Here is a 24778-nt window from a genome sequence, read left to right on the forward strand (position 1 = left end):
AGCAGTAGCGAGCCCACTAGGTTAAAAACCTCTTGTCACGATTAAATCACTCCTAGATTAAACAAATTTTAATTCTGAAAGGTCAACATACTCTAGTACTTCACAACAACACCTATAAACAACTAACTCATCCATAAAGCATATCAATATTGCGTTAGAACCAGCCCCGTAACATGCAAATATCTAGTCATATCAAAAAACAATAAAGGAACAAATGTTAACTAAATTTCAAGTATCAAAAAACACTATAATAAAAACTAGAAAATAAATCGTTATTATTTTTATATTTTTTTAAATAATTAAAACAAAACCTAACCCATTAATTTTAATTAAATATATTTATTTAAAACGCATAAAAACAAAACTAAATGATGAAATTAAAACTAATCAATCAGTAATTAGCATTGCAGAAAGTCATTTTTAGCGCAATAATGCCACCGGTAGCACTGCAGTACAAGCATAAATAGGACTTGATTGTGTTAACATTTTCAACAATTAATTTATTTGATTGTTTTGATCTGAACATACAGTAATTAGGAACAACCAATGAATAAACGTACGTTATTTAAATATTCTTTGCATGCTTTGGCCATAACAACTGCTATATATGGAAACAGTGCACTTGCTAATGCGTCAGGCTTTGCCGCAACGAATGGTGGTACAACAGGTGGTGCTGGTGGCGATGTTGTTTATGCAACAACTGGAACCCAAATTCATCAGGCTTTATGTAACCGAGCATCAAGTGACACGCCAATTATCATCCACGTTGAAGGCACCATAAATCATGGCAACACCAGTAAAGTATCTGGAGATAGTTGCAATACTGGGCCAGATCTAATTGAACTAAAAGAAATTAGTAATGTTTCTATTATCGGTGTTGGTAGCGGTGCTCTTTTTGACCAATTAGGCATCCATATTCGTTCATCTTCAAATATCATTGTTCAAAATGTTCACGTTAGAAACGTCAAAAAATCAGGCTCCCCCACCTCCAACGGCGGTGATGCAATTGGCATGGAGTCAAACGTCAGAAATATTTGGGTCGATCACGTTACACTTGAGGCCAGTGGTGGCGAAAGTTCAGGATATGATGCTTTGTTCGATATGAAGAGTAATACCAAATACGTGACATTATCTTACAGTATTTTGCGCAACTCTGGACGCGGTGGTCTCGTTGGCTCAAGTGATAGTGACGATACTAACGGCCCTGTTACTTTTCATCACAATTACTATGAAAATATTAATTCTCGCACGCCTTTACTAAGACACGCGACAGCGCATGCTTACAACAACTACTACTATGGACTCGTGTCATCGGGCATGAATCCACGAATTGGCGGTAAAATGCGCGCCGAAAACAACTACTTTAAAAATTCCAAAGATCCACTCGGCACTTTTTATACAAATGACATGGGTTACTGGCAAGTCAGCGGCAACATTTGGGATAATATCGATTGGTCTGAACAAGAAAACAAGCTTCACCCAGCAGGCCCTAATCCAACCTCAACCACAACAATCAACATCCCTTATAACTATCAACTTGATAATGCACAGTGTATACCCAACATCATTGCAGCAACGGCTGGCGCGAACAAAGGCTTACAAACATCAAATGGTCAATGTGGAACAACCACACCCACCGATCCAACACCGGATCCAGATCCAACACCTGAGCCAACACCAGCAGGGGAAAATCTAGCTATTAGTGCCGGTGTTGATGGCAGTTCTAAAGCCAGTGGCTCGAGTTATGGCAATGTGAATGACGGCGATATGTCAACTTACTGGTCACCGTCAGCTATCACGGGCACGATCAATATTAAAAACCTTAACACCACCATTAATGCAGTTAAAATAATTGAAACCCCAGCTAGTAAAGGAAGCATTACAGCTTGGTCTTTAGTGAACTACGATACAGGTGTAACACTTTCGAACGGTGGTGCTGTGCCAAATGTAATCACTTTTTCTAACACTAACTTATCCAAAGTAAGTTTTGTAATTCATTCCGCCAATGGCGTAGCGCAAATTGCAGAGTTTGAAGTCTACAATGGTTATACCGACAGCAATAATGACAACCCAACCAATACACAAGTCAATGGTACTTACCGCATTACCCCAAAACACAGTGGTGCATCATTAGATATTGCTAACTGTCAAAGTGAAGATGGGGCAAATGTTAGGCAGTGGTCTTGGCTTAATAATGATTGCCAAAAATTTAATATTTCAACAGTCGATGGTGTGTGGCATCGTATTTCACCAGTCAATGCTCCTTCTAAAGGGTTAGAGGTCTATACGCATTCAACCACAGCGGGTGAAAATATCAATATCTGGACATACACAGGGAGCTATAACCAGCAGTTTCGTTTTCAAAGTGCCGGCTCTGGTAAGTGGCGTATCATCAACCGAAATAGTGAGTTGTGCTTAGACGTCGCAGACAGCAAAACTGCCGATGATGCTAATATTCTGCAATGGACATGTACCTCAGGAGCAGAAAATCAAATGTTTGAGTTAACCAGACAATAACTAACATTTACTGTGAAGGGCTTTGCTAAGCCCTTTATTATCAACCGTGTTCAGTCAGCGCCTCACAAGTAAAGCGTTGTTTATGTAGTCTATAAATAGTCGATAAATTAATAACAATAACAGTCGCTTCCAATAACACGCCGCCAATAGAGCCAACAATTATATTATTTGCCAACCATAAGCACGATCCTGCAAACAGCAAAACACGCATTTTGATGCCCGTTAAGCAAAATAGTGCAAAACAACCCAAACAGGCGGCAACAATCGCAAGGTAATCCGTCCATTGCTGGGCTGTTAGATAACCGATAACCACGGTTAAAATAATAAAAATGGCTGCTATCCACACCGATTTCACCCGCATTGATACGGCTGTACGCCCCGCTGAAAATAAACAGCACAATGATGAAGTGATAGCATTGAGTAAATAAAAGTGCAGTGCATGATTTAGATTCATCACCACCATCATTATTTTTAAACGACGATCATCCTTTTGATAAAAGCACACCAATGCTAAAACAAAGCTCAGTAAACCAAACCCTTGGGCAATCCAACTACCAACCACCAGCCCTATTCCCCACTAAAATAAATATCTCAACCGCTATTGTGGTTAATATACAATCAAATATCTACACGCTATTACAGATTATTTTCAATCATGGTTTTAATGATCTGCGCTTTAACAAAGTGATCTAATTGGTGGGTTTGTATCCACCATGTCGCAGCTTCCATAAGTAATTCTGGATCATCATTTTTGTTGGCAAAAAAAGCATAAAATGACAGCCCAACATTACCTCCCTTCGCCGCTATTTTTTTGTCACAAACTTGAATGATCTTAGTCCTTAATTCGTCGCGCATTACGGCGTTACCTCACTTCACTTTTTAAACTGCATTGCATTTCAATAAGTTGGTGTTCGCCAACTATTTCAACATCTTTAATATATTTAAAACCATAACTTTCGTAATAGCCTTGCAAATAGGCATGTGCATGAATTTCAATGATCTCAAGGCCAATTTTACCAGCATGTGATAACAAGGCATTAATAACCAATTTAGCAATGCCGGATCCTCGGTATTGCTTTAACACTGCAATCCTTGCCATAACGCCACACCGTGGGTTACGTTTCACTAACCGCGCAGTAGCGACTAAAGCACCGCCATCTGTTACCACCACATGCACAGCTCGTTCGTCGCAACCGTCTAAATCTAACTGCTTAGGAATACTTTGTTCGATCACAAATACCTGGTGGCGAATAGCATGCGCTTGCGCAATCAGTTCAGGGCTAGTGCCTAGCGTAACATCCATTTATTGTGACCTCTTAAACATAATCAACGAGCTAATTTTACTGTAATTGTTGTAGTAGCTGAGCTATTTCAGCCTTCAGCGCTTTATCAGGAATTTTATTTGCGCTAACCTGCGCAGCTTGTAAACTTACGATAGCAGCTTCGGTTTGCCCTAGTTCAACATGCATAGTTGCCATCGCATAACCAATTGACGACATATAATCTTTCGCATTGATGGCGTTAGCTTTAGCTAATGCTTTTTCATAGATCAACAACGCATCGGCAAACTCATCGGTAAAATCAGCGAGCGTTTCCCACTGTACAGGATGATCTTTCTCAGTATTTTCATGCTCAATACACAGTGCTTTTAGCTGCCCATAGAGTGAATCGAACGTAACTTGATCTTGCTGCTGTGCAGCATTCATTAGCTCACCGGCTAAGTTCAATACTGATTTATACAGTTTTGTATTCATTATTCTTTCATTACCTTTTGTTAGAAATTACAGCCAAATTAACTATCTTGCATGGCTAAGAACAACAACTCAAAGCGAAACGAAAGAAAATACAAGGCCGAGAGCGTACTATTCTAATACACTCGAGACTAAAATGATTCATTCTAAAGCGTATCAAGCCTAAGGCGGGGAAAAAATCTCAGCTCAAATCAGGTGATAACCCCCCTGTTACAAGTTATCACCTCAGCCAAATTTTTATTGTTTCAAGGCTAACTCTCAGTTTTTGCTGTATCTTTACCACTTGCATGAATAAAATACAGCGCAATACCCAAACATATTACAGCGCCAATACGACTTGGCGAAAAAGCAATCACATCGTTACCAAGCCAACCAAAATTATCAATTAACATACTCATAAATAATTGACCGAATATTACCGCAACCGTTGCGACTGCGGTGCCAATTCGCTGCACAGCAAACACCATTATCACGATATAGGGTACTCCACACATTGCCCCTAATAATTGCCACTTTGGCACATCCAACAGGGTTAGCGCATGCCTAGGTTCAAAATAAAAGATAAGTAACCCGGTGATCAACGCACCCACCGAAAAGGTTAAAAATGCGCAGCGAAAAACACCTACTTTACTTCCTAATTGGCCATTAATGGCAGCCTGAATACTCAAGGTTGCACCACCAATCACCGCCAGAATTATCATAATTATAGTCATTAGCGTCCCCTAACCTTGTGCCATCAGAATTAATGCAATGACAATAAAAAATAGTGCCATAAGCCGTTTACGGTCAATCTGGCGATGTTGACTACCAAATAAACCATAATGATCTATCAGCAAACTTTTCGCTATTTGTCCCATCAAGATACTGATCATCGTCATAGCAATACCTATCACAGGTGCTGTGAACGTCAATATAACGACATAAACAGGCCCCAACACGCCACCTAACAATGTCCATGATGGTTGTTTGAAAAAAGATGGGCTATTCCGAGGACTAAAAAATAGCATCAACATAAAGGTAAGAGCAGCACCAACACCAAACACACTAAATGTGGCCCATAATTCTCCAACCTCACCACCTAAAGGGCCCAATAAGCCTGCTTCTACAGACAGCCCCATTCCTCCCATAACGACAATTAAAATCAAAATAAACTGCATGCAAATCTCCTATTAATAAGGAATAAATAATAACCTAGAGCTTTAACGCGAAAAATGGGATTATATAAGAAATACTTTTGCAGGATTTGCACAAATGAATGATTTCAGTTCGATCAATATCAGAGCGTTAAAATTTTTTATCGCCGTGTATAAATGTAAAAGCTTTTCTGTTGTTGCTCGACATGAAAATGTATCGCCTTCTATGGTCTCTAGAGTAATTTTGCAACTTGAAGATGCCCTTGGTCAGCAACTTTTTTACCGTAACACAAGAGCAATAATGCCAACCGAAGCGGGCCGAATTTTTCATGATTATGCGCGCTCAATGACCGAGCAACTCAACGAAGTACGTAACGAGCTGCAAGATAGAGCAACTCAACCCAAAGGGTTAATAAGAATTAATGCGCCGGTTTTTTTCGGACAAAAACACATAGCGCCTTGGCTTGGTGAGTTTTTAAATCGCTATCCGAAAATTCAAGTAGAGTTGACTCAAACCGATGATTTTATCGATCCGCATATTGATGCCGCTGACGTGATTTTTCGTATCGGATCTCTTGCAGATTCATCGTTACATGCTAAAACATTAGGACTGCAAACTTATCATTTAGCCGCATCTCCTGCTTATCTGAAAAAATATGGCACACCAAAAGTGCCAGCTGATCTTAGTCAACATCAGGGCTTAATTTATCGCGGTTCATCGGGGCAAAATCGTTGGTTATTCAAAATTAATTCGTCATGGCAGCAGCAAAGTGTAATACCGACTTTAGTATCTAACAACGCTGAAACACTGTTTATCGGGGCTTTGAACGACATGGGAATTGTATTATTCCCTGATTGGTTAATTGGTGAAAGCTTAAAAACAGGCACTCTTGTTTCACTCTTAAGTGAATTTGCGCCAACAATCAAAACGGGACCACAAAACATTACTGCAATTTACCCTAATACACGACAGCCACCATTAAATGTTCGAGTATGTATTGATTACTTTAGTGAAGTTTATGGCAACCCGCCGTACTGGAAATACCAAAATTAAGTATCTGCGTTATGCTCTAACGGGTGCAAACAGACCAATAGTGATACCTAAAAAACACACCCGCTCAGCACACAATTGCATGTAGCTAAGTGACGCAGTTACTCACTGATTTTTTGGTGAATAATTTAGTCTGAGGGTAGATTTATACACTACAACTAGGGGTATACTGGAAATAGGTTTTCAATTGTGGAAAATAGTATGCTCCCAACAACACACCCTATTTTTTGGCGCGACCCCGAGTTACCATTTGTCGAGCTGCGCCAAGTATTAGATGGCCGCAAAGTCACTTATGCTCCCCACTCCCACCAGCAATGGTCAATTGGCGCAATTTTAGCGGGGCAAAGTGAATTCATTTGTGAAGATCGTCTACATCAAGTAACACATGGTAATTTAGTATTAATGAACCCTGATGAAGTCCACGCCTGTAATCCAAAGCAAAACTCAGTGTGGGCTTATTACATGATGCATATAGATAAAAATTGGTTAGCAGCGTTATTGTTCGAGTCTGGCGTCACAAAGCAACAAAACTGGCAAGGAAGTCGCTTGGATACAGTGCTACTACCACAGCTTTATCAGGACTTTGTTATCTTGTGCCAAAACCTAATGACAAATACGTTTACCGCAGCACAAAAGCGCACGTTGCTAAGTAGTTACTTCGTGCAATTATTTACGTACCTTGATTGCGTTGAGCCATTACACGAGCAAACGTTATTACCTGAAAATAAGCTATATCAAGTAGCGAACTACCTGAATGAGCACTGTTTTGAAGACCAATCAATTAACACAATCAGTAAACTTTTTGGCTTTAGCAGCAGTTATTTAGTGCGCGCTTTTAAACGTCATTTTAATATGACTCCGCACGCTTATCGGTTAAATCGTCGTATTCAATTAGGTCAGCAAGCACTAAAACAAGGCCAGCCAATAGCAAGTATCGCTCACAGTGCAGGTTTTAGTGATCAAGCGCATTTTCAGCGGGTCTTTAAACAACGCGTAGCGGCAACTCCCGAGCAATATCGCCGTACTTTATCACTGTAAATTAAAACCACTAAATCAATAATAAAAAGCAGCTGCCAGCCAGTAATAGTGCAAGAATTTTATTCATCACTCGCATTTTAGCTGGGCTTTGAAAATGCTGCCCGAGCCGTATACCTAGCCAAACCCAACAGCCAAGTGATAACCAACAAATAGGTAAATATAAACTTGCAAAAGTAACCAGTTCAAATCCTTGCGCCCCTGGACTATATGCTGCAATGCCTGATAAAGAAGCCAACCACGCTTTAGGGTTAAGCCATTGCATGATCACACCTGTCATAAAGGTAGGGGCATTTTGCTTAGCGTCAGCTGTGAGGCCGCCATCATCGATAAATAATTGATAACTGAGATAAAGTAAAAAAGCGATACCGAGCCATTGTAATACACCAGTGATCCAGGCTAATTGCGCAATGAGATAATGCAAACTAAAACCAATAAACAAAAATAATGCAATGAAACCAAAGGTAGCACCAGTCACAAATATTAAGCCTTTTTTTGCCCCATATCGCGCACTACTACTTAACGAAACAAGGTTAACTGGCCCGGGTGATATAGACGCCGCCAAGGCAAATAGTGCCATTGAGATGATCACTGATAAAGTCATAACGTATACTTAGGTTATTTAAAGTGGCGTTTATTATCTGTTGTTGCAATAAGCCATGTATTGAACAAAATTGACCTTGTTGTAAATAAAATAGCATCTGACAAATTACCCCTGCAAAAACACAGCTGCACTAAAAAAATCGGTGTTACACTAGAATTAGTCCATCTTACAAATTAGCGAACCATGAAAGAATGTAATCAATGTGGTAAATGCTGTATTAAATACGGTGGTGGCGATCTGAGCGCCACGCAAGAAGAGATTGATCTATGGGAGATATTTAACCCCGAAATCTTTGAGTTCGTTAAAAATAACCAAATATGGCACGACCCACAATCGGGAGTAAAACTAAGCCAATGCCCTTTTCTTGAAATAGCCCCAAAAATAAATCCCCTCGCCGCAAATAAATATACCTGCAGTATTTATTTAGACCGCCCTGAAGATTGCCGCCACTATCCTAGCCTTATCACCGAAATGGTAAGAGACGAATGCGAAATGATTGAAGTAATCGATTTAGATAACTATAAAAAAGCACAAAGAAAACTAGATCTATTAATGCAAGACAGTCGCCCTGGCGGCTATACAGAATAAAACAGAGCTTAGCTTTGAGTGAGCTCCTAGCCATTAGACTAAAGACTTAGCACCCAGTAATTCATTAATGCATGCCGTATAACTGGCTTTTTCAAAGCAATAAACAACAAATATGAAAATAAGGTATTGATTATTAACAATAGAAATTAACTTTTGAATATTTTCTTCTCTGCTGGCTATACCTGCGCCAAGCTACTTTAATCCGTCATGCTCGACCTTTGCCTAATCGTAATTGATAAACCTCTACTTTATTCTATCGATTCAATATTCATTGCTTTATACAAGCTGTTTTTTTTATTTTGAGTTAGCAACAATGTTGCAGGAGAATTCATGACAACCACGCCAAAAGATGACACGTCATCCCAAGCTGAGCAGGTAAGCGATACTCAAACCGTTTCCGATAGCTATAAAAATCTTCATAAACCAAGCTCTGAGTTTGCCAGTCGAGACGATTATCTCGAGCATGAACTGCAAATTATGCAGCCAAAGCGCTGGCGTCCTAACTTGCCTTTTCGGGATTACCGCTTCGAATTTGAAGACACGATTCCCGCTATGGCAGGGACAATTGGTAAAGTTGTTATGGTAGGCGCTATTGCCGCCACCTTTGCCGCACCGCTTGGTTTAAGTGACGCCTTTGTGTTAGAAAACGTACGCTATGAGTTACTCATAGTGGCTATTTTTATCATCTTGTTTTCAGGTTTTATTTTACCCACTGCTAACTTAGCGGGAACCCACGGACCACTCATTCCATTAATTCCCATTGTTGTTGCAGCAGGCGGACACCCAATGGCATTCGGGCTACTAATTGGCGCCTTAGGGTTACTGCTTGCCATCAGTAAAGGCGGCAGTTTGTTGGCACGACTAACCAGTAAAGGGGTGTGCGGCGGATTATTACTTTACTTAGGATTCATAGGCACTATATCGCAAGTAAAGAAACTGTTTGCATGGGCTGAACAAATTCAAATGACCCACATTGCCTTCATCGTTATTTTGGCCACTATTTTACTGTACGCGCTACTCGAACATTTTAAAAAACGTTGGTTAGCTGTGCCGCTCAGCTGCCTTATTGGTGGTTTAACGGCCTTTGCCTTAGGTGCGCCGTTTGAATTTAAAACCGCCCCTGGGTTACCAAATATGAACCCTATGTATTGGTGGGGTGAAAACACCGGTTGGATGTTAGGTTTGCCGACTCTTGAAAGCTTTGTAGTCGTATTGCCCTTTGCCATACTGGCAGTGGCCATGTGGTCGCCAGACTTTTTAGGCCATCAAGTATTCCAAAAGATCAGCTACCCAAAACGCACTGAAAAAGTGCAAATGAACATTGACGATACTATGCTCAGTGCATCAGTTAGGCAAACCTTTGGCTCTATTTTAGGTGGGTCTAACTTCACCTCATCATGGGGCACGTATATTGTGCCTGCCGCGATTGCTAAGCGCCCTATTCCAGCTGGTGCAATTTTAACCGCACTTTTTTGTGTAATTGCAGGTATATGGGGTTATCCAATGGATCTCGCCATTTGGCAACCGGTACTGTGTGTGGCGTTAATAGTGGGTGTATTTATCCCACTGCTTGAGGCAGGTATGGAAATGACTCGCGAAGGTAAAACCACGCAATCAGCAGCTATTGTGGTATTTGCTTCAACGTTAGTAAACCCAGCGTTTGGCTGGTCACTGACCATGCTGCTCGATAACTTAGGCTTAATTGGCTGTAAAGAGCGCAGCTCTGAGCTGACCCATATGAGTCGCTGGATCATTCCGCTGTTTATGTTTGTATTATTGACCAGTGTTATGGCCATGGTGGGCATGCTGCCAGGTATTCCAGCGTTGCTAGAAAACTTTAGGCACTAATACAAAAAGGGGGGAAGCCAGTACAGCGCTTACCCCCCCTTTTTAATAACCGTGACTTCGTTTTATTCGTCTTGCAACGCCATAGCAGCAAGTTTCATGGTACTTGCAAATGATTCTGCGCCAGCGATAAACAAGCCATTGTGGCAAAACATTGCGTCATCAATGCCCGTTTGCGCTTGAAATGCAGCATCTGATAAACCAGCCCATGCTTTTGGTAGTGACTTTCTGTCTTCAAATGAACCCGGTTCAACAGGCACCGTTTGCAAAATCCATTTGCCTGAATGCGATGGATAAACCATGTATAACGCTTCTTGCGATAAAGCATGCACGGTTTTTTTCCACGGCGTATATTGCTCTAATACAATCACTCTTGCATCATCTGCGTTATCAATCGCTTTAGCGACGATTGCTTTAGCATTAATGCCGCCACTGGCTGCTGCAATAAAACGTGTTAAAACACGCGATGCAAATTCAACCGCCTCATCAAAACAACGATCAAAGTCACTTTCCTCTTGCCATGTTGGGTTAAACATTGAAATTGTTTGGCTAAGACTGATCCCTTTCGATACACCTTCAACATGACCGCAATCAATCGCATCAATGGTCGATACCAAACCGGCATCAACTGCATGCGCAACATCTTGGTCACCCTGACACAGCTCTAAACCATATTTTTGCCAAATTAAACCAAATGATGAGTATGGGATGCCATTTTCACGCTCGCCGGCACCGCCACGTTGGTGATGATCAAAACGTCCAGCAGCTGGGTCATATTCGCCGCCAACATCAATCACTATGTCAGCTTGCGCGATTAATTCTAAATCACGGGTACGTATAAGTTTAAAAGTAGGAAGAATATGCCTAAGTGCGGCGATACTAAACACATCATCCGCATGAAAATTACCGTTATGAGTTGCTACTGTTATATCATTCATTTATTTAATATCATTTTAGAAAGGAGTAAGAAAACGGTGAAATTTAAACTGATCCGTTAGCACAAAATAGATAAGTCAAAATTACAAGCACAACAGTATACGCTATCGGCGAGCAGCCCACAAAAACAGTGAACCACTTTGTGGTAATTAATCGTCTAGAGGAAGATAAGCGACAGTAATAACAAAGCAACAGTAGATTGATGGTAAAAACATAACCAATCCATACATGAACTATCTTCAGTAAAACTTTCTCCTCGAGCGATACCTCAGTCTTTGCTAAATAAAATTGCCGAACCCACAGCCATTAAACTAAGTATATTATTTAAAGAGCAAGTTAAATAATATTGTTACCCTGCTCGGGATCGCGAGAGCGCTCAGCTTGTTCACGAATTTCATCAGCATCACTGCTCACATCATCAATACCAGCATCCAGATGCGCAATCGGTTTGACTTTTTGATCTTGCGTAGTGGGTTGTTCCGGAGTCTTTTGTGCTTGCTCACTTGGTGCATTTAAAATAATCCGTTCACGAGCATCATCAGGCATACTAATACCATGCGCGTTAAAGCTATTAACCATTTCACGCATCAATTGCGACGCTACCTTAACCGGGCTGTTTTGCTCACTATTAACCCAAAAGTAAATACTGAGATTGATAGTGGCTGAGCCTAATTCATCAAGTAACACCTGTGGAGCCGGATCTTTTAGCACAGCAGCTTGTTTATCCATTAAACTCAGCGCTAACTGCTGAGTGTTACGTATATCGTTATCGTAACCTATGCCTATTTTATAGTGACCGCGCATTTTCGGATTAGCAGTAAGATTTTTAATCACATTTTTATAAACAGTCGCATTAGGTATTTGAATATGATTACCATCAAAATCAACTAATGTGGTCGCCCGCGCAGTGACCTTTTTTACTACCCCTAAGCAGCCATCGACTTCAATAACATCATCAATACGAAAAGGACGTTGCACACTTAATAGCATGCTCGATATAAAGTTCTCTGCAATATCACGAAATGCAAAACCTAAGATTAGCCCAACTAATCCAGTACCGCTCATTATCGCCACGGCAAATTCACTTAAGCCTGCTAAGCGTAAAAATAAATAAACTCCAAACAAAATGATCACAGTACTAATAAAGCGACGAGCAACAACATGCAATAACCGCCTTTCACTTACATAGCCAATAGGTTTCACTAATAAATAAGACACAGGCTTTGCTAAAAAATAGCACACGATTATTGCTGCTATACCTAAAGTGAGAGCGGGTAACATTTGCCAAGCACTTTGTAAAAAATGCGCAATTTGTGAGTTTATACCTTGCCAAGATACTGGCGCTAAAGGATCCGCATTGGTACTCGTTGTTTGTATTTTTAATGCGCTAATAATTTGATTATTAATACTATTCATTATTTCCATATGTAACTCATGCGCTCTTTATTGATGAAACCATTAATTCTGTAGAAGCAAATTAAACGCCAACTTAAGCTGGCAAGCACCTTGCACCCTAACTTCTAATAAATAGTGACTAATAACCACCAGCAAGGAATAAAATATGGCACATAAACCACGTGGCTACACAGCAGATAAACCAACCGAGATCCCCTTGCTGGGCTGGTGGGATATCAGCAAGCGGGTATATCAAAGTATGTCGCAAGATAACTTATCCTTTGTTGCCGCTGGTGTCGCCTTTTACGCATTACTCGCTATTTTTCCAGCACTGGCAGCCTGTGTTTCGCTGTATGCTTATTTCGCCTCTACGGCGGATGTTAGTGAACAGATTAGTAAGTTTATTACTTTATTGCCACCAAGCAGCCGAGAAATCGTTCTACAACAGGTATCTGAAGTTACCCAACAATCACAAAAAGTGTTAAGTGTTAGTGCATTAAGCACGTTGTTATTAACCACATGGAGTAGCAGTAAGGGCTGCCAAGCACTGATCACAGCCTGCAATATTACCTACCATGAGCAAACCAAAAGGCAGTTTTTCAAAGCGCTTTTAGTGCGCTTTCTATTCTCTATTGGCGCTATATTGGTCGCCGTAATCGCATTATTAATCATTGGTATATTGCCTATCGCACTTAATATTGTTGGTCTAGAAAACAGTATCGATACGGTGATCAAATTACTCACTTGGCTGTTACTAGCAGCGACTTTTCATTTTGCTTTAGCTTTTGTATATCGTTATGCACCCCATAGAAAAGCGGCAAAGTGGCGTTGGGTTACAACTGGTTCAGTAATGGCTACTGGGCTTTGGATCATCGCATCATTAGGGTTTTCATATTATGTGTCACAGTTTGCTTCATACAATGAGACCTATGGTTCTTTAGCCGGGGTCGTGATCATGTTGATGTGGTTGTATATCAGCGCCTATATTATTATTTTTGGCGCTGCAATTAATGCCAGCACCGAACAGCAAACCATGGTTGATAGCACCGTGGGACCTGCACATCAGTCTGGCAATCGCGGGGCTTTTGTAGCGGATAACCTAACGAAAAAACAAAAATCAGAACGTTCTGTTAAAACGAATGAATAGTGCTATTTATACCCATGGTTGTTTAATTTTATTGTGTTTAAATAATACCATACAAGATTCGGAGCAAAGCAATGAAAGTAATAAAGCAACTCAATAGCCATGCAACCCAAGATGGTGATGGCGTAAATATTAGCCGGATACCAGGCTTTGATGGTAAGCATTTAGATCCTTTTTTAATGATCGACGAATTAAAATCCGACGATCACAGTGACTTTATGGGTGGGTTTCCTGCCCACCCGCATCGTGGTATCGAAACCTTTACCTACATTATTAAAGGCGGCTTTGAACACCAAGATCAAATGGGCAATAAAAAAGCTATTCGCGCAGGTGACGTGCAATGGATGAGTACCGGCTTTGGCGTTATCCATAGCGAAATGCCACTTGCCGATGCGATTGAGGGGATGCATGGCTTTCAAATTTGGCTCAATATGCCAAGCACTGAAAAGCTCAGAGCACCGAAATATCAAGATACTACTGAGCACCCTGCACCTGAACATAAAAATAGTCAAGGTGTTGAACTAAAAGCACTGGCTGGCAGTTGGCAATTTGACCAGCAAACTCAGGTTTCAAGCCTACAAGAACTAGCAGCCAATGGCATGCTAGCAGATGTAACATTACCTGTAGGCACTGAGTTTGCCCACCCACCTCTGATACAAAGCAAGGTGATGATTTATATTCATACCGGCTCTATCAACACCGAACAAGGTGGTCCAGTAATGGCTGGCAGCCTACTTATTTTAGAGTCCGGTAGTGATATTAAATTTAGCTCGCAAAGCGGCGCTGGGGTACTTATTTTAGCCGGTGATCCGCTTAATGAACCTATTGCTCACATGGGCCCGTTTGTGATGAATACGCAAGCTCAATTACGAGAAGCAATTAGTGATTACCAAAGCGGTAAATTTGGTAGCTTTTAAAACACGATATAGGAGTCAATTATGGGATTACTAGTCGACGGTAACTGGCAAGACAAGTGGTACGACACCGATAAAAGCGATGGTGAGTTTAAACGCGAGTCTGCACAATTACGTAACTGGATAACCAAAGATGGCAGCGCAGGCCCAACTGGTGAGGCGGGCTTTAAGGCACAGAAAGGCCGTTATCATTTATATGTTTCATTAGCCTGCCCATGGGCGCACCGCACCTTGATTTTTAGAAAATTAAAAGGCCTTGAAGACTATATTGATGTCTCTGTGGTTAGCCCAGATATGTTAGATAACGGTTGGACGTTTGATAAAAACAACCACAGCACTGGAGATGCACTTTTTGATAAGCAATTTATGCATCAAATATACACCGAAAATAAAGCAGATTATTCCGGAAGAGTAACTGTGCCTGTGCTTTGGGATAAACAGCAAAATAAAATAGTCAGTAATGAATCTGCTGAAATCATTCGCATGTTTAACAGCGCCTTCAATGATTTAACTGGCAATAAACTAGACTTTTACCCAAATAACTTGCACGCTGAAATCGATGCAATTAATGAGCTGGTGTACAACAACATTAATAATGGCGTGTATCGTACTGGGTTTGCGACCACTCAAAAAGCCTATGAAGAGGCATTTAATGACTTATTCACTGCATTAGACAAAGTCGAAAGTATTTTACTCAAGCAGCGCTATTTGGTGGGCAACACCCTAACCGAAGCAGATTGGCGATTATTCACCACGCTAATACGCTTTGACAGTGTGTATGTTGGGCATTTTAAATGTAATCTGCGTACTATCGAAAATTACCCGGCACTGAGTGAATACTTACGTGAGCTTTATCAAGTTGCTGGCGTTAAAGAAACCGTTGATTTTTATCATATCAAACGACATTATTATTTTAGTCATACCATGATCAACCCAACGCAAATCGTCCCTAAAGGGCCCAATATTGATTACGCTCGCGAGCATAATCGCGGTTAACCAATTTATACTACCCCTGCAAAATGGCAGGGGTAGTTTAGGCCTTTTTATAACCACCACAAATCACAATAATGCCTTTTAAAGCTTTGATCACCACTGTATTGTATTGATAATATAACCAAAATAACTTTTTTCACCGACCAGATTTACTCTTTTATTCTTGAGCGTTAATAATTCAGCTTTATCTAAATACCATCTTATTGAATGTGTTTCTTCACTTGCTAAATCGGAAAACTTTAATTCTACGCAGTGCGGCTCATAGTCACTACTACATGTTGTTGCCTCAACTAATAAATATTCTTGCGACCAATACTCAGCCAATTGATAATTTGCCCATAACTGTATTGGGATATTGATGAATGTCCAAAAGTAAAAGTAAATAAACACGGGACTAAAAAGCAGCGTAAAATACTTAACTAAACGTCCCTCAGCAATAAAATGCTTATCTAAGCTTTCCTTCACTTGAGCAAAATTCTTATACTGACTCAAAAGGTAACCAATCGTCAGCACTGTCAGAGAGGGTAAAACCCATCGTAAAATAAAATTGTAATTAGCATTAGGGATAAATGCGGGATCCACACTTTCATACCAGATGAAAAAACCGCAAGGCATAAAACAGGTAATCAATAATATTAAAATAATCCAAAAAAGCTGAGGTTTTGCCATAGAAATTTAAAGTCCTTATAATTTATGACCTGAGATAGCGTAACAAATGCCTATTATACAAACTGTTGCAGCTATAGTTTACTACTCTCAATATTTATTATTTGAACAAACTCTTTAAATTTTTACTATAGGTACGACTGACTTTAAGTGTTTTACCACTTTGTAATACAGCCGTGTATTCAGAGTTTCTAAGTGGATTAAGTTGCTTTATATGGCTTAAATTTACAATCGTTGATTTATGTATTCGCAGGAAATCTTCAGGCAAGGTGTTTTTTTCAAGCTCTTTTAAACGCGCACGCATTACGTGTGTTTCAGCAGGTGTGTGTACACACATATAATCCCCCGCCGCATCAATCCATAAAATATCTTTAAACGGAATAATTTGAATTGGGTTTTTAGCATCTTGAATAACTAAATTCTCGGCTTCAAACTTATAGTCAGAATTACCCGCCACTTCTAGTGGTTGGGATTCATTGATCACCAGCGATTGGTGCACTTCAATAAGTTCGGTTTTTCTGTTTAGCTTTTGGGTTTTAATAACTCTTTCAATGGCTTCTGCAAGGCGAGCTAACTTAACGGGCTTAAGTAAATAATCCAGCGCCCTCACCTCAAAAGCTTTAACAGCATGTTGATGAAATGCCGTAACAAAGATAACCGCAGGGCAGCTCTCTGGTTGAAAATGTTTAATTAATTCAAAACCTGACTTTGTTGGCATTTCTATATCTAGAAACACTAAATCTACATCATATTCGTTAAGTACTTTAATTGCTTCATCAACACTTTGTGCACTGCCAATCACTTCAATTTCAGCAAAGGCTTCTAAGCGAATACGCAAACCTTCAATAGCACTGTATTCGTCATCAACGAGTAACGTTTTTAATTGAATCATGATTGCAAACCATTAATTGGAAGAGAGATACAAAACCACGCACCACCGGTAGTCGCATTGCCTTTTTCAATTCGGTGACTATTACCATATATTAATTTTAAGCGTTGCTCACAATTAGCCAAGCCGATGCCTCTTTTGGTTTTTTTATTATCATCAAAGCCTTTACCAGTATCAGCAACTTTAATGAGCAATGCGGATTTTGTTTTTTCAACATTAATTGTGATCACCATTTTTTGATCTGCTCGCATACCATGTTTTAACGCGTTTTCTACCAATGGTTGAATTAATAAAGAAGGTATTAATAAATCGTTGCATGGTTCATCAACGCTAATATTAACCTCTAGCTTGTCAGCAAATCGGCATTGCTCTATATCTAAGTAGGTTCTTAACATTGCGATTTCTTCTTTGATAGCTACTTTTTCAAGTGGGTCGGTATATAAACTATGGCGCAATAAGTCACATAGTTTTTCAAGCATGTTTACTGCCTGCAAGCTTTCTTTTTTCAATATTAACGTGCAAATGGCGTTAATACTATTGAACATAAAATGCGGGTTAAGCTGATATCGAAGCATTTTTAGCTGTGACTCTTTCGCTAAATGGGTAGCTTCTGCGGCCTTTTGAGTTTGCTCAAGATTATCTAAATAAATTTTGATCCCGTAATAAAAGGCAGTCCATGTTGAAAGCATGGTTAACGAGGCTGACGTCCATGTACCAAAGTCAAACCATGACATTGAAAGCCACCAGTTACCATATAACCACTGCAAGGAAATCCATTTAATTTGCGTCCAGAGTAATGTTGCAATTAGAAGCAGCATAATACGTAACGCGACTTTAACTTTGAGCTCTTGCTGACTAAAAAAGTTGTAAAATCGTCTTAACGTTAAAGTGATCAAAAAGCCACACACTACATCAATAATTAAATGCGGTATATGTATTGTCCATGGCTCTTCGCTTGGTATTTTTATCATTAATTCGGTCAGCATTGCATAGACAATCCAACCACAACTTTGGAATAACCAGAACAACTGACTTCTAGGGTTATTACTATTCACATTATTAAATCCAATGTTATAGGCTGTTGATTAATAAACGTTAATCAACAGCCATAGGGTATTACTTTGCACACGTTAATGATAATGAGTCATTACTCGGTTTTATAGTCAACACCACATCAGCAATTGCTAAACTTAAATTTTGACTGGTAATGCGCAGCGCGTCTGTTATTTTTTGCTCAGCAAGTCCGCTATCACCACAGTGCAAAGGGATTGCTAGAGTATGCCAACTTTTGTCTGTCATTAATTGTGAAAACGATGAAAAATCAATATTCCTTAAGCAATGATTTTCGCTACACATGACTTGCAAGTTTGCTCCTTGTTCTGGAGCTTTATCTATGCGCATTTTTAATTCAAGGTAACCTGCACTAAATTTACTATCTAGCTGTTCAGGCTTTAAAAAACTCAAGCTAACAGCGGCTTGTGCGCGCCAATTAAAGCCACGGCCATCTTCTTGATAAGATAAATTGACTGATTGCATAAGTAAACTCTGTTTATCGCCACTGGTTGCAGATGCACCGCTGGCTAACACCTTTTCTGTGCTTGTATCTGCCAGTTGCCAAGTCATATTTTTGGCTAAGTTTCTTACAAACAGCGGATGTGAGTCACTATTAACAATTTTTTTAGGGCTGGTTTTCTCACTCAAAACAGGCACATTTATGTTGTCCTGATAAGTTAAGCCATAGCCATAAGCAAATAATGGGTCATAGTCAGCATCGTTTAAGTTTAACGTAAATTGGTCATCATATTTAGGCCATGAAAAACTCAACTTACCGCTGAAATCAAACTGGGCTTTACCTTCGCTATTAGTTAATAGTACATCTGCAACGCCCTCACCTTCAGAGCCTGGTAGCCAAGCAGCAACAAAGGCATCCGATGCATTGAGCTCTTTATTAACCCACAACGGGCGGCCGCTTAAAAATATCGTTACTACAGGAATATTATCAGCTTTAAGCTGCTTTAATAACGCAAGTGCATGTTTAGTTTCATGCTGAAACTCAAGCATCTCGATGTCACCAAACCATTCTGCATAAGGTTCTTCACCAATAACAACAATGGCTACATCTGGCTTGCTAGTATACTCACCAGACTCGCTCAAAGTGATCTCACCACCCGCTTTTGTTACTTGCGACTGTAAACCCGCATAAATAGAGGTCGCATTTGGAAAGTCACTATTGGTATTGTCTGTGCCCTGCCAAGAAACGCTCCAGCCACCCGCTTGCATATTAATTGCATTCGCGCCTTTGCCGGCAACTAAGATGCGGCTACTCGCTTTGATTGGCAGCACGTTTTCGTTGTTTTTTAACAGAACGAGTGACTTACGAACCGCTTCTCTTGCCAAAGTGCGATGCTCATTAGCACCTAACCACTGCGGGTGTTGTGATTCAGGTCGCGCTGATGGTTTGCTCTTCGAAAACACATTCCAGCGGATTTTAGCCCTTAAAAAGCGCCTAACGGCATCGTTAATTCTTGATTCTGCGATTACACCGTCTTTCACTTGCTTAACAGTATTATGATAAAACGCTTCAAAATGCTCTGGCACCATGATCACATCAACGCCCGCGTTAATTGCTTGCGCACATTGCTCTAAATCGCAGCCTTCTACAAACTTGTGAGCATTCCAATCACTGACTACAAACCCATCAAAACCAAGTTGGTTTTTAAGTACATCCGTTAATAAATGTTTATCGCCATGTACACGTTTGCCATTCCAACTATTAAATGATGCCATCACTGATTGCACACCTTCATTAATAGCCGAAAAATAACCTGCGCTGTGAATATCTCTTAATCCTTTTTCATCGATAAGCGTATTTCCGCGATCAACGCCTCGCTCTGTACCACCATCGCCCACAAAATGTTTTGCGGTTGCAATACGGTTACTGCCTTTTAAAAAGTCAGCGCCTATATCACCTTGAATACCTGTCACCATACTACCTGCATACAGCCTAACTAATTCAGGATCTTCTGAGTAACTTTCATAGGTTCTGCCCCAGCGATCATCTCTGACTACAGCGACAGTAGGAGCAAAACTCCATTCAATCCCAGTGGCTGAGACTTCTTTCGCTGTTGCTTGGCCTATGCGCTTAATTAAGTCGACATCATGGGCAGCTCCTAAGCCAATATTGTGCGGAAATAACGTAGCGCCATACACATTGCTATGTCCATGCATGGCATCAGTACCCCAAATAGTCGGTATTGCAATACCGTCTTTCGTTGAGTCTATTGATGCTAGGTACATTTCATCTGCGTATTTTAACCAAGTAGCTTGATCCGCTCGTTTATTTCCGTAAGGCGCAGTATTTCCGCCATTTAGGTATGAACCAAACCCATATTTGCGCATTTGTTCAACACTTAAATAACCAATTTCGGGCTGAATCATTTGCGCCACTTTTTGCTCTATGGTCATCTTTGCCAGTAGTTGTTCAATTTGCGCTTCTACAGCGGGATCGCGTTTAAGTTTAGTGTTTACATAAGGCCAGTTGACTTGCTCACGCTCTGCACTGAATGAATATTGACAAGTAAGCGCCCCAACTACGGGCAATAAGCAAAATAATAATTTAGAATATTTGATTTGAGACATTAAAAACCTTCGAGATTAAATTCTATTTATAGATACAAACTTCTTAATTTTATTGGGGAATGTACTCAATAAAATCATAGTACGCCCACGAAGGGCTGCCGTAGTATTGACCTGGGAAGTAATAGCCTTCGGTTGAGTTATCACCATTCCATTGGTTAATCATTATTTTTGTATTATCCATCGGCCATGCATACGCGGGAATTTCATTTTCAGCTAAATGACCATCGCCATTGTCTTTGTAGAGCACTCTTAATGTTTGCTCATTTCCTTGAGCGTCGTACAAGTACCAACGAATCGAGTTGCTAGACCAATCAAAGCCAATAGTTAATAAGTTTTCTCTGTAATCAAGCCCAAACTGACTTAAGTCGATGTCCTTTTCCCAGCTTTGATAAGTACCACCTTGCGGCTGATAAATCACATTGGTATGAACAACGTTCCCAAGGGAGGGTAAAAGCTCAATATCTATCTCTTGCCATGCTCTGCCGGGTGAATCCCACCACGATGTGTAAGTAAAAATGGAAGACACAGTGCCTTGCGTATTTCCTGACTTAACACTGCCTTGCACTTTGCCAAAGCCATAAAAATTATTACTTTGCAGCTCGGCACATGCGCCTTGCGATAATGAAAGCGTGATCCCCTGTTGGCTTGGGTTAATCATTGCAGGGGAAAATTCACAGCCAAAAGGCGAGCCATTGTCGCCACTTCGCGCATTCCAAATGGTATTATCGTAACCCCATGAAAAATTATCTTTAAAATAATTGGCATATGTAAAAGGTGAGATAAACACACAACCTGCAACTAACGAGCTAATAAGCTTAGTTTTCATTATTGATCCTTATTTAAATTGTACACCTCCCACAGTGGTATATTGACTGTGGGAAGTTTAATTGTGGTTAGGTTATCTAGAATGAAAAACCAGCTCTTACACCGTAATACCTTGGCATGCCAAAGCTGCCTTTTGGAATTCCTTTGCTAGTATTATTCCAATATTGAATAGTTTCATCAGAGGCATTATTAACGAATACTTCTGCGTACCAGCTTTGTCCTTGCGGCTCATATTTAATTGACGCGTTATAGACTGCAAATGCATCTCGGCTATCGTCAATGTATTTTGTCGCCTCGTCCGACACGCTAAAGTCCATATCATCTAAGTGTTTATCAACATTCCATACTGTTGAGTACGATTCATCTTTCCAGCTCGCATTAAGCCAACTATGAATAAAACCATATTCACCTAAATCAAATGTATGTGTGTAGCTGATGTTTGCCGTGAACTTAGGCGTCATCGCTAGGTTATTACCTTTAAGGTTGGTTGATAGCAGTGTATTTTCAGGATTTTTTGATTCCTCATAAGAAATATCAAAAAGATACTCAGCATCGTAATCCCATTTAGTATTCCAATCGTCCGTCACTTTGGCATCGGTCCAGGTTACATAACCGGTGATACGCCCGCTTGGGTATGGCTTCCAATCAAACTCAAGCTCAATACCTTTGATTGTTGAACTAGGAACATTTTGTGTGTAATAAGCAATCACAGGCTTGTTTTGAAAATCAAGTACCGGCTCGCCATTGCTATCTAAAACGGGAGAGCCATCTTCATCTTCTACCACAGATAAACGTTCTACATTACCGATTGAGCCCACTGATGCGTATTGCATGTCGGTGTAATCTGTGTAGAAAAATGCGGCTTTCAAGTTTAATGAATTATCAAAAAAGCTCGATTTAGCGCCAAGCTCCCATGTAAGTACTTCTTCTGGATCGAACTTAGTTTCAAAGCGTGTTACGTCACCGGTTCTATCATTTACGACTTCATATACATCACCAATTCCACCAGCTTTAAAACCACTGGCAAGGTAGGTATAAACCATCGTTTCAGGTGAAATGTCGTAGTCTAAACCAACACGAAAGTCATGATGCTGCCAACTTCCTTTATTATCGTTTGCAAAGTATGACGCATAAATTGAAGGATCTTGGTAGTAATCAACTGGTAAGTTATTTAGATCCGTTCTATTTAACCAACCTACGGCGCAGCCATCGGCATTAGAGCAGCGATATGTTTTACCCCCTTTATCTTCTTTCGTTTCATCACTAAAACGATAACCAAGTGTTAGATGTAATTTTTCAGTTAAATCGTATGTACCTTGGCCAAACAAAGCGAATGCGTCTGTAGAGCGATCAGGTTGATCCCAAAAGGCTTTATCGTCCATTGGGTTATCGTAATAACCTAAGGTCGTGGTTTTTTCGTGGAAATAGTTAGCACCAACAATCCAAATAAAATCGCCGTATTCGTCAGATTGTAATTGCACTTCTGTAGAAAAAGATTCAGCACCAGTGCCATCTAAAAAGTACGTTGCCCCATCCCAAGGATCGAGGCCGACTTCGCTATCTTGTGCTGAAGAGCGTTCCATATCCTCATAGCCAAGTAGCCACACAAGCGAATATTCATCATTTATATCGTAGTTAAGGGTATTTCTAAGATAGGTGATATCTAAATTAAGCTTACCAGGCACATTCACAACAGCTTGATATGTATTATCACTGGGTAAAAAGTTTGTGCAATCGCCGCCCAGCTCTTCACTTCTACCACGAATTTTATCGCAGTTAACTAAATCGAGATTGTTATTGCTGTTATTAACGTACTTTTGAAAAACGGTATGATTTGAAAAGCCACCATCTAACGGCTCCCAAAGCGTACTAATTCTAAAAGAGTATTCATTAGCATTGTTATAAAAGTCGTCTTTTTCTGCGGGGGTTAATTGGCGAACTTTTTGCGCCTCTGGATCAGTGCCTGCACCATCTATCCACCAGTTTTCTCTCTGCGTGACTGTTTGACCAATACCTTGATAAGAATCCTCTGAGATAACAGGAGCATTGAGTATATCGTCGCTTAATCGTCTTGAGTCGTATTGGTTAGGATCGTAGTAACCCTCAAGGTAAGAATCTCGTTTTAATCCTTTGCCAGAAAACCGTACTGCAAATTCGTCATTAATTGGAATATTAATTACGCCATCAATATTTTTGCTGTTGTATTTTCCTGCTTCAACGTTCACATAGCCATATAAATGAGTAAATTCAGGCTTTGCTGAAATAACATTAATGCTACCAACTGTAGAGTTTCGACCAAATAATGTGCCTTGTGGCCCCCTTAATGCTTCAACACGATCAATGTCGTACATTAAAGCAAGTGCGCCTTGCATTCTTGGCGAGTAAATACCATCAAGATGCACACCAACAGCAGGATCGCCAAGCTCAGTAATATTAGTTGAGCGTACGCCTCGCATCGAGATAACAGGTGCTGATTGATCCGTCGCTGTGGAGATATCTAACCCTGGTACTAGGTTGGCAATATCTTTAACACTATTTACGCCATTTTGCCTGAGATCCGCTTCTGATAGTGCAGTAATGGCAACAGGGGTTTCCATTAACTTTGTTTTACGTTTGGTTGCTGTTACAGAGATAATCTCTAAGGAAGTACTTTGTTCTTGCGCAGTGTTGTTTTCATTCGTATTTGTTGGATTATTCGTAGCAGCTTGTTGGGCATGTAACGGGAATGCGCAAGCCAATGCTACCGCAATTGATAATGCTTTTTTATTTATTGTGTGCATATTCGACCTTTTGATGTGTGTGTAAAACGTTAAGCTTTGTTACTTTTATTTAACAGTCTCACAGTATCCATAG

The 24778-nt window shown here is 40.3% G+C and carries 23 protein-coding genes; 8 read left to right on the forward strand and 15 right to left on the reverse strand.

The genetic code is table 11. The annotated features are described in order from the left end of the window. The first annotated feature begins 546 nt into the window (after positions 1 to 546). Positions 547 to 2517, forward strand: a complete 1971-nt coding sequence (locus H5201_RS12140) for an RICIN domain-containing protein (RefSeq protein ID WP_182784648.1) — start codon at positions 547 to 549, stop codon at positions 2515 to 2517. A 40-nt stretch (positions 2518 to 2557) separates the two neighbouring features. Here H5201_RS12140 and H5201_RS12145 read toward each other — a convergent pair whose 3' ends face one another. The 6 genes from H5201_RS12145 to H5201_RS12170 form a co-directional block, all read right to left on the reverse strand. Further along, positions 2558 to 3079: a YgjV family protein gene (locus H5201_RS12145; protein ID WP_182740806.1), complete on the reverse strand. Its 522-nt coding sequence runs from the start codon at positions 3077 to 3079 to the stop codon at positions 2558 to 2560. Positions 3080 to 3153: 74 nt separating this feature from the next. Further along, entirely contained in the window at positions 3154 to 3372 is a 219-nt protein-coding gene (locus tag H5201_RS12150) for a DUF6500 family protein (protein ID WP_182718441.1), read from the reverse strand. 7 nt (positions 3373 to 3379) lie between these two features. After that, the gene (locus tag H5201_RS12155) at positions 3380 to 3820 is read right to left on the reverse strand and encodes a GNAT family N-acetyltransferase (protein ID WP_182740807.1); all 441 of its coding nucleotides are present in this window, start codon (positions 3818 to 3820) and stop codon (positions 3380 to 3382) included. A gap of 37 nt (positions 3821 to 3857) precedes the next feature. Continuing rightward, entirely contained in the window at positions 3858 to 4274 is a 417-nt protein-coding gene (locus H5201_RS12160; RefSeq protein WP_182734977.1) for a tetratricopeptide repeat protein, read from the reverse strand. A 245-nt stretch (positions 4275 to 4519) separates the two neighbouring features. Further along, positions 4520 to 4981 carry a DMT family transporter gene (locus H5201_RS12165; RefSeq protein ID WP_145241067.1) on the reverse strand — a complete coding sequence of 154 codons (462 nt, stop codon included), beginning with the start codon at positions 4979 to 4981 and terminating at the stop codon, positions 4520 to 4522. A 9-nt stretch (positions 4982 to 4990) separates the two neighbouring features. Beyond that, complete coding sequence (locus H5201_RS12170) at positions 4991 to 5425, reverse strand: DMT family transporter (protein WP_145241069.1); 435 nt, start codon at positions 5423 to 5425, stop codon at positions 4991 to 4993. Between the two features lie 94 nt (positions 5426 to 5519). On the opposite strand from H5201_RS12170, the gene H5201_RS12175 reads away from it, so the two are divergent. After that, positions 5520 to 6455 carry a LysR family transcriptional regulator gene (locus H5201_RS12175; protein ID WP_182732202.1) on the forward strand — a complete coding sequence of 312 codons (936 nt, stop codon included), beginning with the start codon at positions 5520 to 5522 and terminating at the stop codon, positions 6453 to 6455. Positions 6456 to 6653: 198 nt separating this feature from the next. Further along, positions 6654 to 7490 carry an AraC family transcriptional regulator gene (locus H5201_RS12180; protein WP_182761290.1) on the forward strand — a complete coding sequence of 279 codons (837 nt, stop codon included), beginning with the start codon at positions 6654 to 6656 and terminating at the stop codon, positions 7488 to 7490. 10 nt (positions 7491 to 7500) lie between these two features. Here H5201_RS12180 and H5201_RS12185 read toward each other — a convergent pair whose 3' ends face one another. Continuing rightward, on the reverse strand, positions 7501 to 8091 hold the full coding sequence (locus H5201_RS12185; protein WP_145241075.1) for a LysE family translocator: 591 nt from the start codon (positions 8089 to 8091) through the stop codon (positions 7501 to 7503). A gap of 183 nt (positions 8092 to 8274) precedes the next feature. Between H5201_RS12185 and H5201_RS12190 the strand changes: the two genes are divergently transcribed. Together H5201_RS12190 and H5201_RS12195 are read left to right on the forward strand one after the other, a co-directional pair. Further along, a complete protein-coding gene (locus H5201_RS12190) occupies positions 8275 to 8679 on the forward strand; it encodes a YkgJ family cysteine cluster protein (protein WP_145241077.1) in 405 nt (134 codons plus the stop codon). Positions 8680 to 9009: 330 nt separating this feature from the next. Then, positions 9010 to 10527, forward strand: a complete 1518-nt coding sequence (locus H5201_RS12195; protein WP_145241079.1) for a DUF3360 family protein — start codon at positions 9010 to 9012, stop codon at positions 10525 to 10527. Positions 10528 to 10589: 62 nt separating this feature from the next. Here H5201_RS12195 and H5201_RS12200 read toward each other — a convergent pair whose 3' ends face one another. Both H5201_RS12200 and H5201_RS12205 read right to left on the reverse strand, forming a co-directional pair. Next, a complete protein-coding gene (locus tag H5201_RS12200; RefSeq protein ID WP_145241081.1) occupies positions 10590 to 11462 on the reverse strand; it encodes an MYG1 family protein in 873 nt (290 codons plus the stop codon). Between the two features lie 334 nt (positions 11463 to 11796). After that, positions 11797 to 12885 (reverse strand): mechanosensitive ion channel family protein, encoded by a 1089-nt coding sequence (locus tag H5201_RS12205; RefSeq protein WP_182732206.1) that lies wholly within the window; start codon positions 12883 to 12885, stop codon positions 11797 to 11799. 136 nt (positions 12886 to 13021) lie between these two features. Here H5201_RS12205 and H5201_RS12210 point away from each other — a divergent pair, with 136 nt between their 5' ends. The 3 genes from H5201_RS12210 to H5201_RS12220 all read left to right on the forward strand — a co-directional run bounded on the left by H5201_RS12210 (position 13022) and on the right by H5201_RS12220 (position 15909). Then, on the forward strand, positions 13022 to 14002 hold the full coding sequence (locus H5201_RS12210; protein WP_182784650.1) for a YihY/virulence factor BrkB family protein: 981 nt from the start codon (positions 13022 to 13024) through the stop codon (positions 14000 to 14002). 71 nt (positions 14003 to 14073) lie between these two features. Further along, positions 14074 to 14916, forward strand: coding sequence for a pirin family protein (locus H5201_RS12215; protein ID WP_182761291.1), 843 nt, complete (start codon positions 14074 to 14076; stop codon positions 14914 to 14916). Positions 14917 to 14937: 21 nt separating this feature from the next. Beyond that, positions 14938 to 15909, forward strand: coding sequence for a glutathione S-transferase family protein (locus tag H5201_RS12220; protein ID WP_182784652.1), 972 nt, complete (start codon positions 14938 to 14940; stop codon positions 15907 to 15909). A 90-nt stretch (positions 15910 to 15999) separates the two neighbouring features. Here H5201_RS12220 and H5201_RS12225 read toward each other — a convergent pair whose 3' ends face one another. From H5201_RS12225 to H5201_RS12250, 6 genes are all read right to left on the reverse strand, one after another. Continuing rightward, entirely contained in the window at positions 16000 to 16575 is a 576-nt protein-coding gene (locus H5201_RS12225; RefSeq protein WP_182784654.1) for a hypothetical protein, read from the reverse strand. Between the two features lie 97 nt (positions 16576 to 16672). Continuing rightward, positions 16673 to 17464, reverse strand: coding sequence for a LytTR family DNA-binding domain-containing protein (locus H5201_RS12230; protein ID WP_182740493.1), 792 nt, complete (start codon positions 17462 to 17464; stop codon positions 16673 to 16675). Further along, entirely contained in the window at positions 17461 to 18516 is a 1056-nt protein-coding gene (locus H5201_RS12235) for a histidine kinase (RefSeq protein ID WP_310736248.1), read from the reverse strand. Before H5201_RS12235 ends, H5201_RS12230 begins: the two co-directional genes overlap by 4 nt. 61 nt (positions 18517 to 18577) lie before the next feature. Next, on the reverse strand, positions 18578 to 21100 hold the full coding sequence (locus H5201_RS12240; RefSeq protein WP_182784656.1) for a glycoside hydrolase family 3 protein: 2523 nt from the start codon (positions 21098 to 21100) through the stop codon (positions 18578 to 18580). Positions 21101 to 21149: 49 nt separating this feature from the next. Further along, positions 21150 to 21926, reverse strand: coding sequence for a family 16 glycosylhydrolase (locus H5201_RS12245; RefSeq protein ID WP_182740495.1), 777 nt, complete (start codon positions 21924 to 21926; stop codon positions 21150 to 21152). A gap of 76 nt (positions 21927 to 22002) precedes the next feature. After that, positions 22003 to 24705, reverse strand: a complete 2703-nt coding sequence (locus H5201_RS12250) for a TonB-dependent receptor (RefSeq protein ID WP_182784658.1) — start codon at positions 24703 to 24705, stop codon at positions 22003 to 22005. Between the last annotated feature and the right edge of the window lie 73 nt (positions 24706 to 24778).

It is taken from the genome of Pseudoalteromonas sp. SG43-6 (assembly GCF_014164365.1).
Taxonomy (GTDB): domain Bacteria; phylum Pseudomonadota; class Gammaproteobacteria; order Enterobacterales; family Alteromonadaceae; genus Pseudoalteromonas; species Pseudoalteromonas rhizosphaerae.

Coding starts and splice junctions, on each gene's coding strand:
- H5201_RS12140 (WP_182784648.1), top strand. CDS start 547: ATGAATAAACGTACGTTATTTAAATATTCTTTGCATGCTTTGGCCATA.
- H5201_RS12150 (WP_182718441.1), bottom strand. CDS start 3,372: ATGCGCGACGAATTAAGGACTAAGATCATTCAAGTTTGTGACAAAAAA.
- H5201_RS12155 (WP_182740807.1), bottom strand. CDS start 3,820: ATGGATGTTACGCTAGGCACTAGCCCTGAACTGATTGCGCAAGCGCAT.
- H5201_RS12165 (WP_145241067.1), bottom strand. CDS start 4,981: ATGACTATAATTATGATAATTCTGGCGGTGATTGGTGGTGCAACCTTG.
- H5201_RS12170 (WP_145241069.1), bottom strand. CDS start 5,425: ATGCAGTTTATTTTGATTTTAATTGTCGTTATGGGAGGAATGGGGCTG.
- H5201_RS12175 (WP_182732202.1), top strand. CDS start 5,520: ATGAATGATTTCAGTTCGATCAATATCAGAGCGTTAAAATTTTTTATC.
- H5201_RS12180 (WP_182761290.1), top strand. CDS start 6,654: ATGCTCCCAACAACACACCCTATTTTTTGGCGCGACCCCGAGTTACCA.
- H5201_RS12185 (WP_145241075.1), bottom strand. CDS start 8,091: ATGACTTTATCAGTGATCATCTCAATGGCACTATTTGCCTTGGCGGCG.
- H5201_RS12190 (WP_145241077.1), top strand. CDS start 8,275: ATGAAAGAATGTAATCAATGTGGTAAATGCTGTATTAAATACGGTGGT.
- H5201_RS12195 (WP_145241079.1), top strand. CDS start 9,010: ATGACAACCACGCCAAAAGATGACACGTCATCCCAAGCTGAGCAGGTA.
- H5201_RS12200 (WP_145241081.1), bottom strand. CDS start 11,462: ATGAATGATATAACAGTAGCAACTCATAACGGTAATTTTCATGCGGAT.
- H5201_RS12205 (WP_182732206.1), bottom strand. CDS start 12,885: ATGGAAATAATGAATAGTATTAATAATCAAATTATTAGCGCATTAAAA.
- H5201_RS12210 (WP_182784650.1), top strand. CDS start 13,022: ATGGCACATAAACCACGTGGCTACACAGCAGATAAACCAACCGAGATC.
- H5201_RS12215 (WP_182761291.1), top strand. CDS start 14,074: ATGAAAGTAATAAAGCAACTCAATAGCCATGCAACCCAAGATGGTGAT.
- H5201_RS12220 (WP_182784652.1), top strand. CDS start 14,938: ATGGGATTACTAGTCGACGGTAACTGGCAAGACAAGTGGTACGACACC.
- H5201_RS12225 (WP_182784654.1), bottom strand. CDS start 16,575: ATGGCAAAACCTCAGCTTTTTTGGATTATTTTAATATTATTGATTACC.
- H5201_RS12230 (WP_182740493.1), bottom strand. CDS start 17,464: ATGATTCAATTAAAAACGTTACTCGTTGATGACGAATACAGTGCTATT.
- H5201_RS12240 (WP_182784656.1), bottom strand. CDS start 21,100: ATGTCTCAAATCAAATATTCTAAATTATTATTTTGCTTATTGCCCGTA.
- H5201_RS12245 (WP_182740495.1), bottom strand. CDS start 21,926: ATGAAAACTAAGCTTATTAGCTCGTTAGTTGCAGGTTGTGTGTTTATC.
- H5201_RS12250 (WP_182784658.1), bottom strand. CDS start 24,705: ATGCACACAATAAATAAAAAAGCATTATCAATTGCGGTAGCATTGGCT.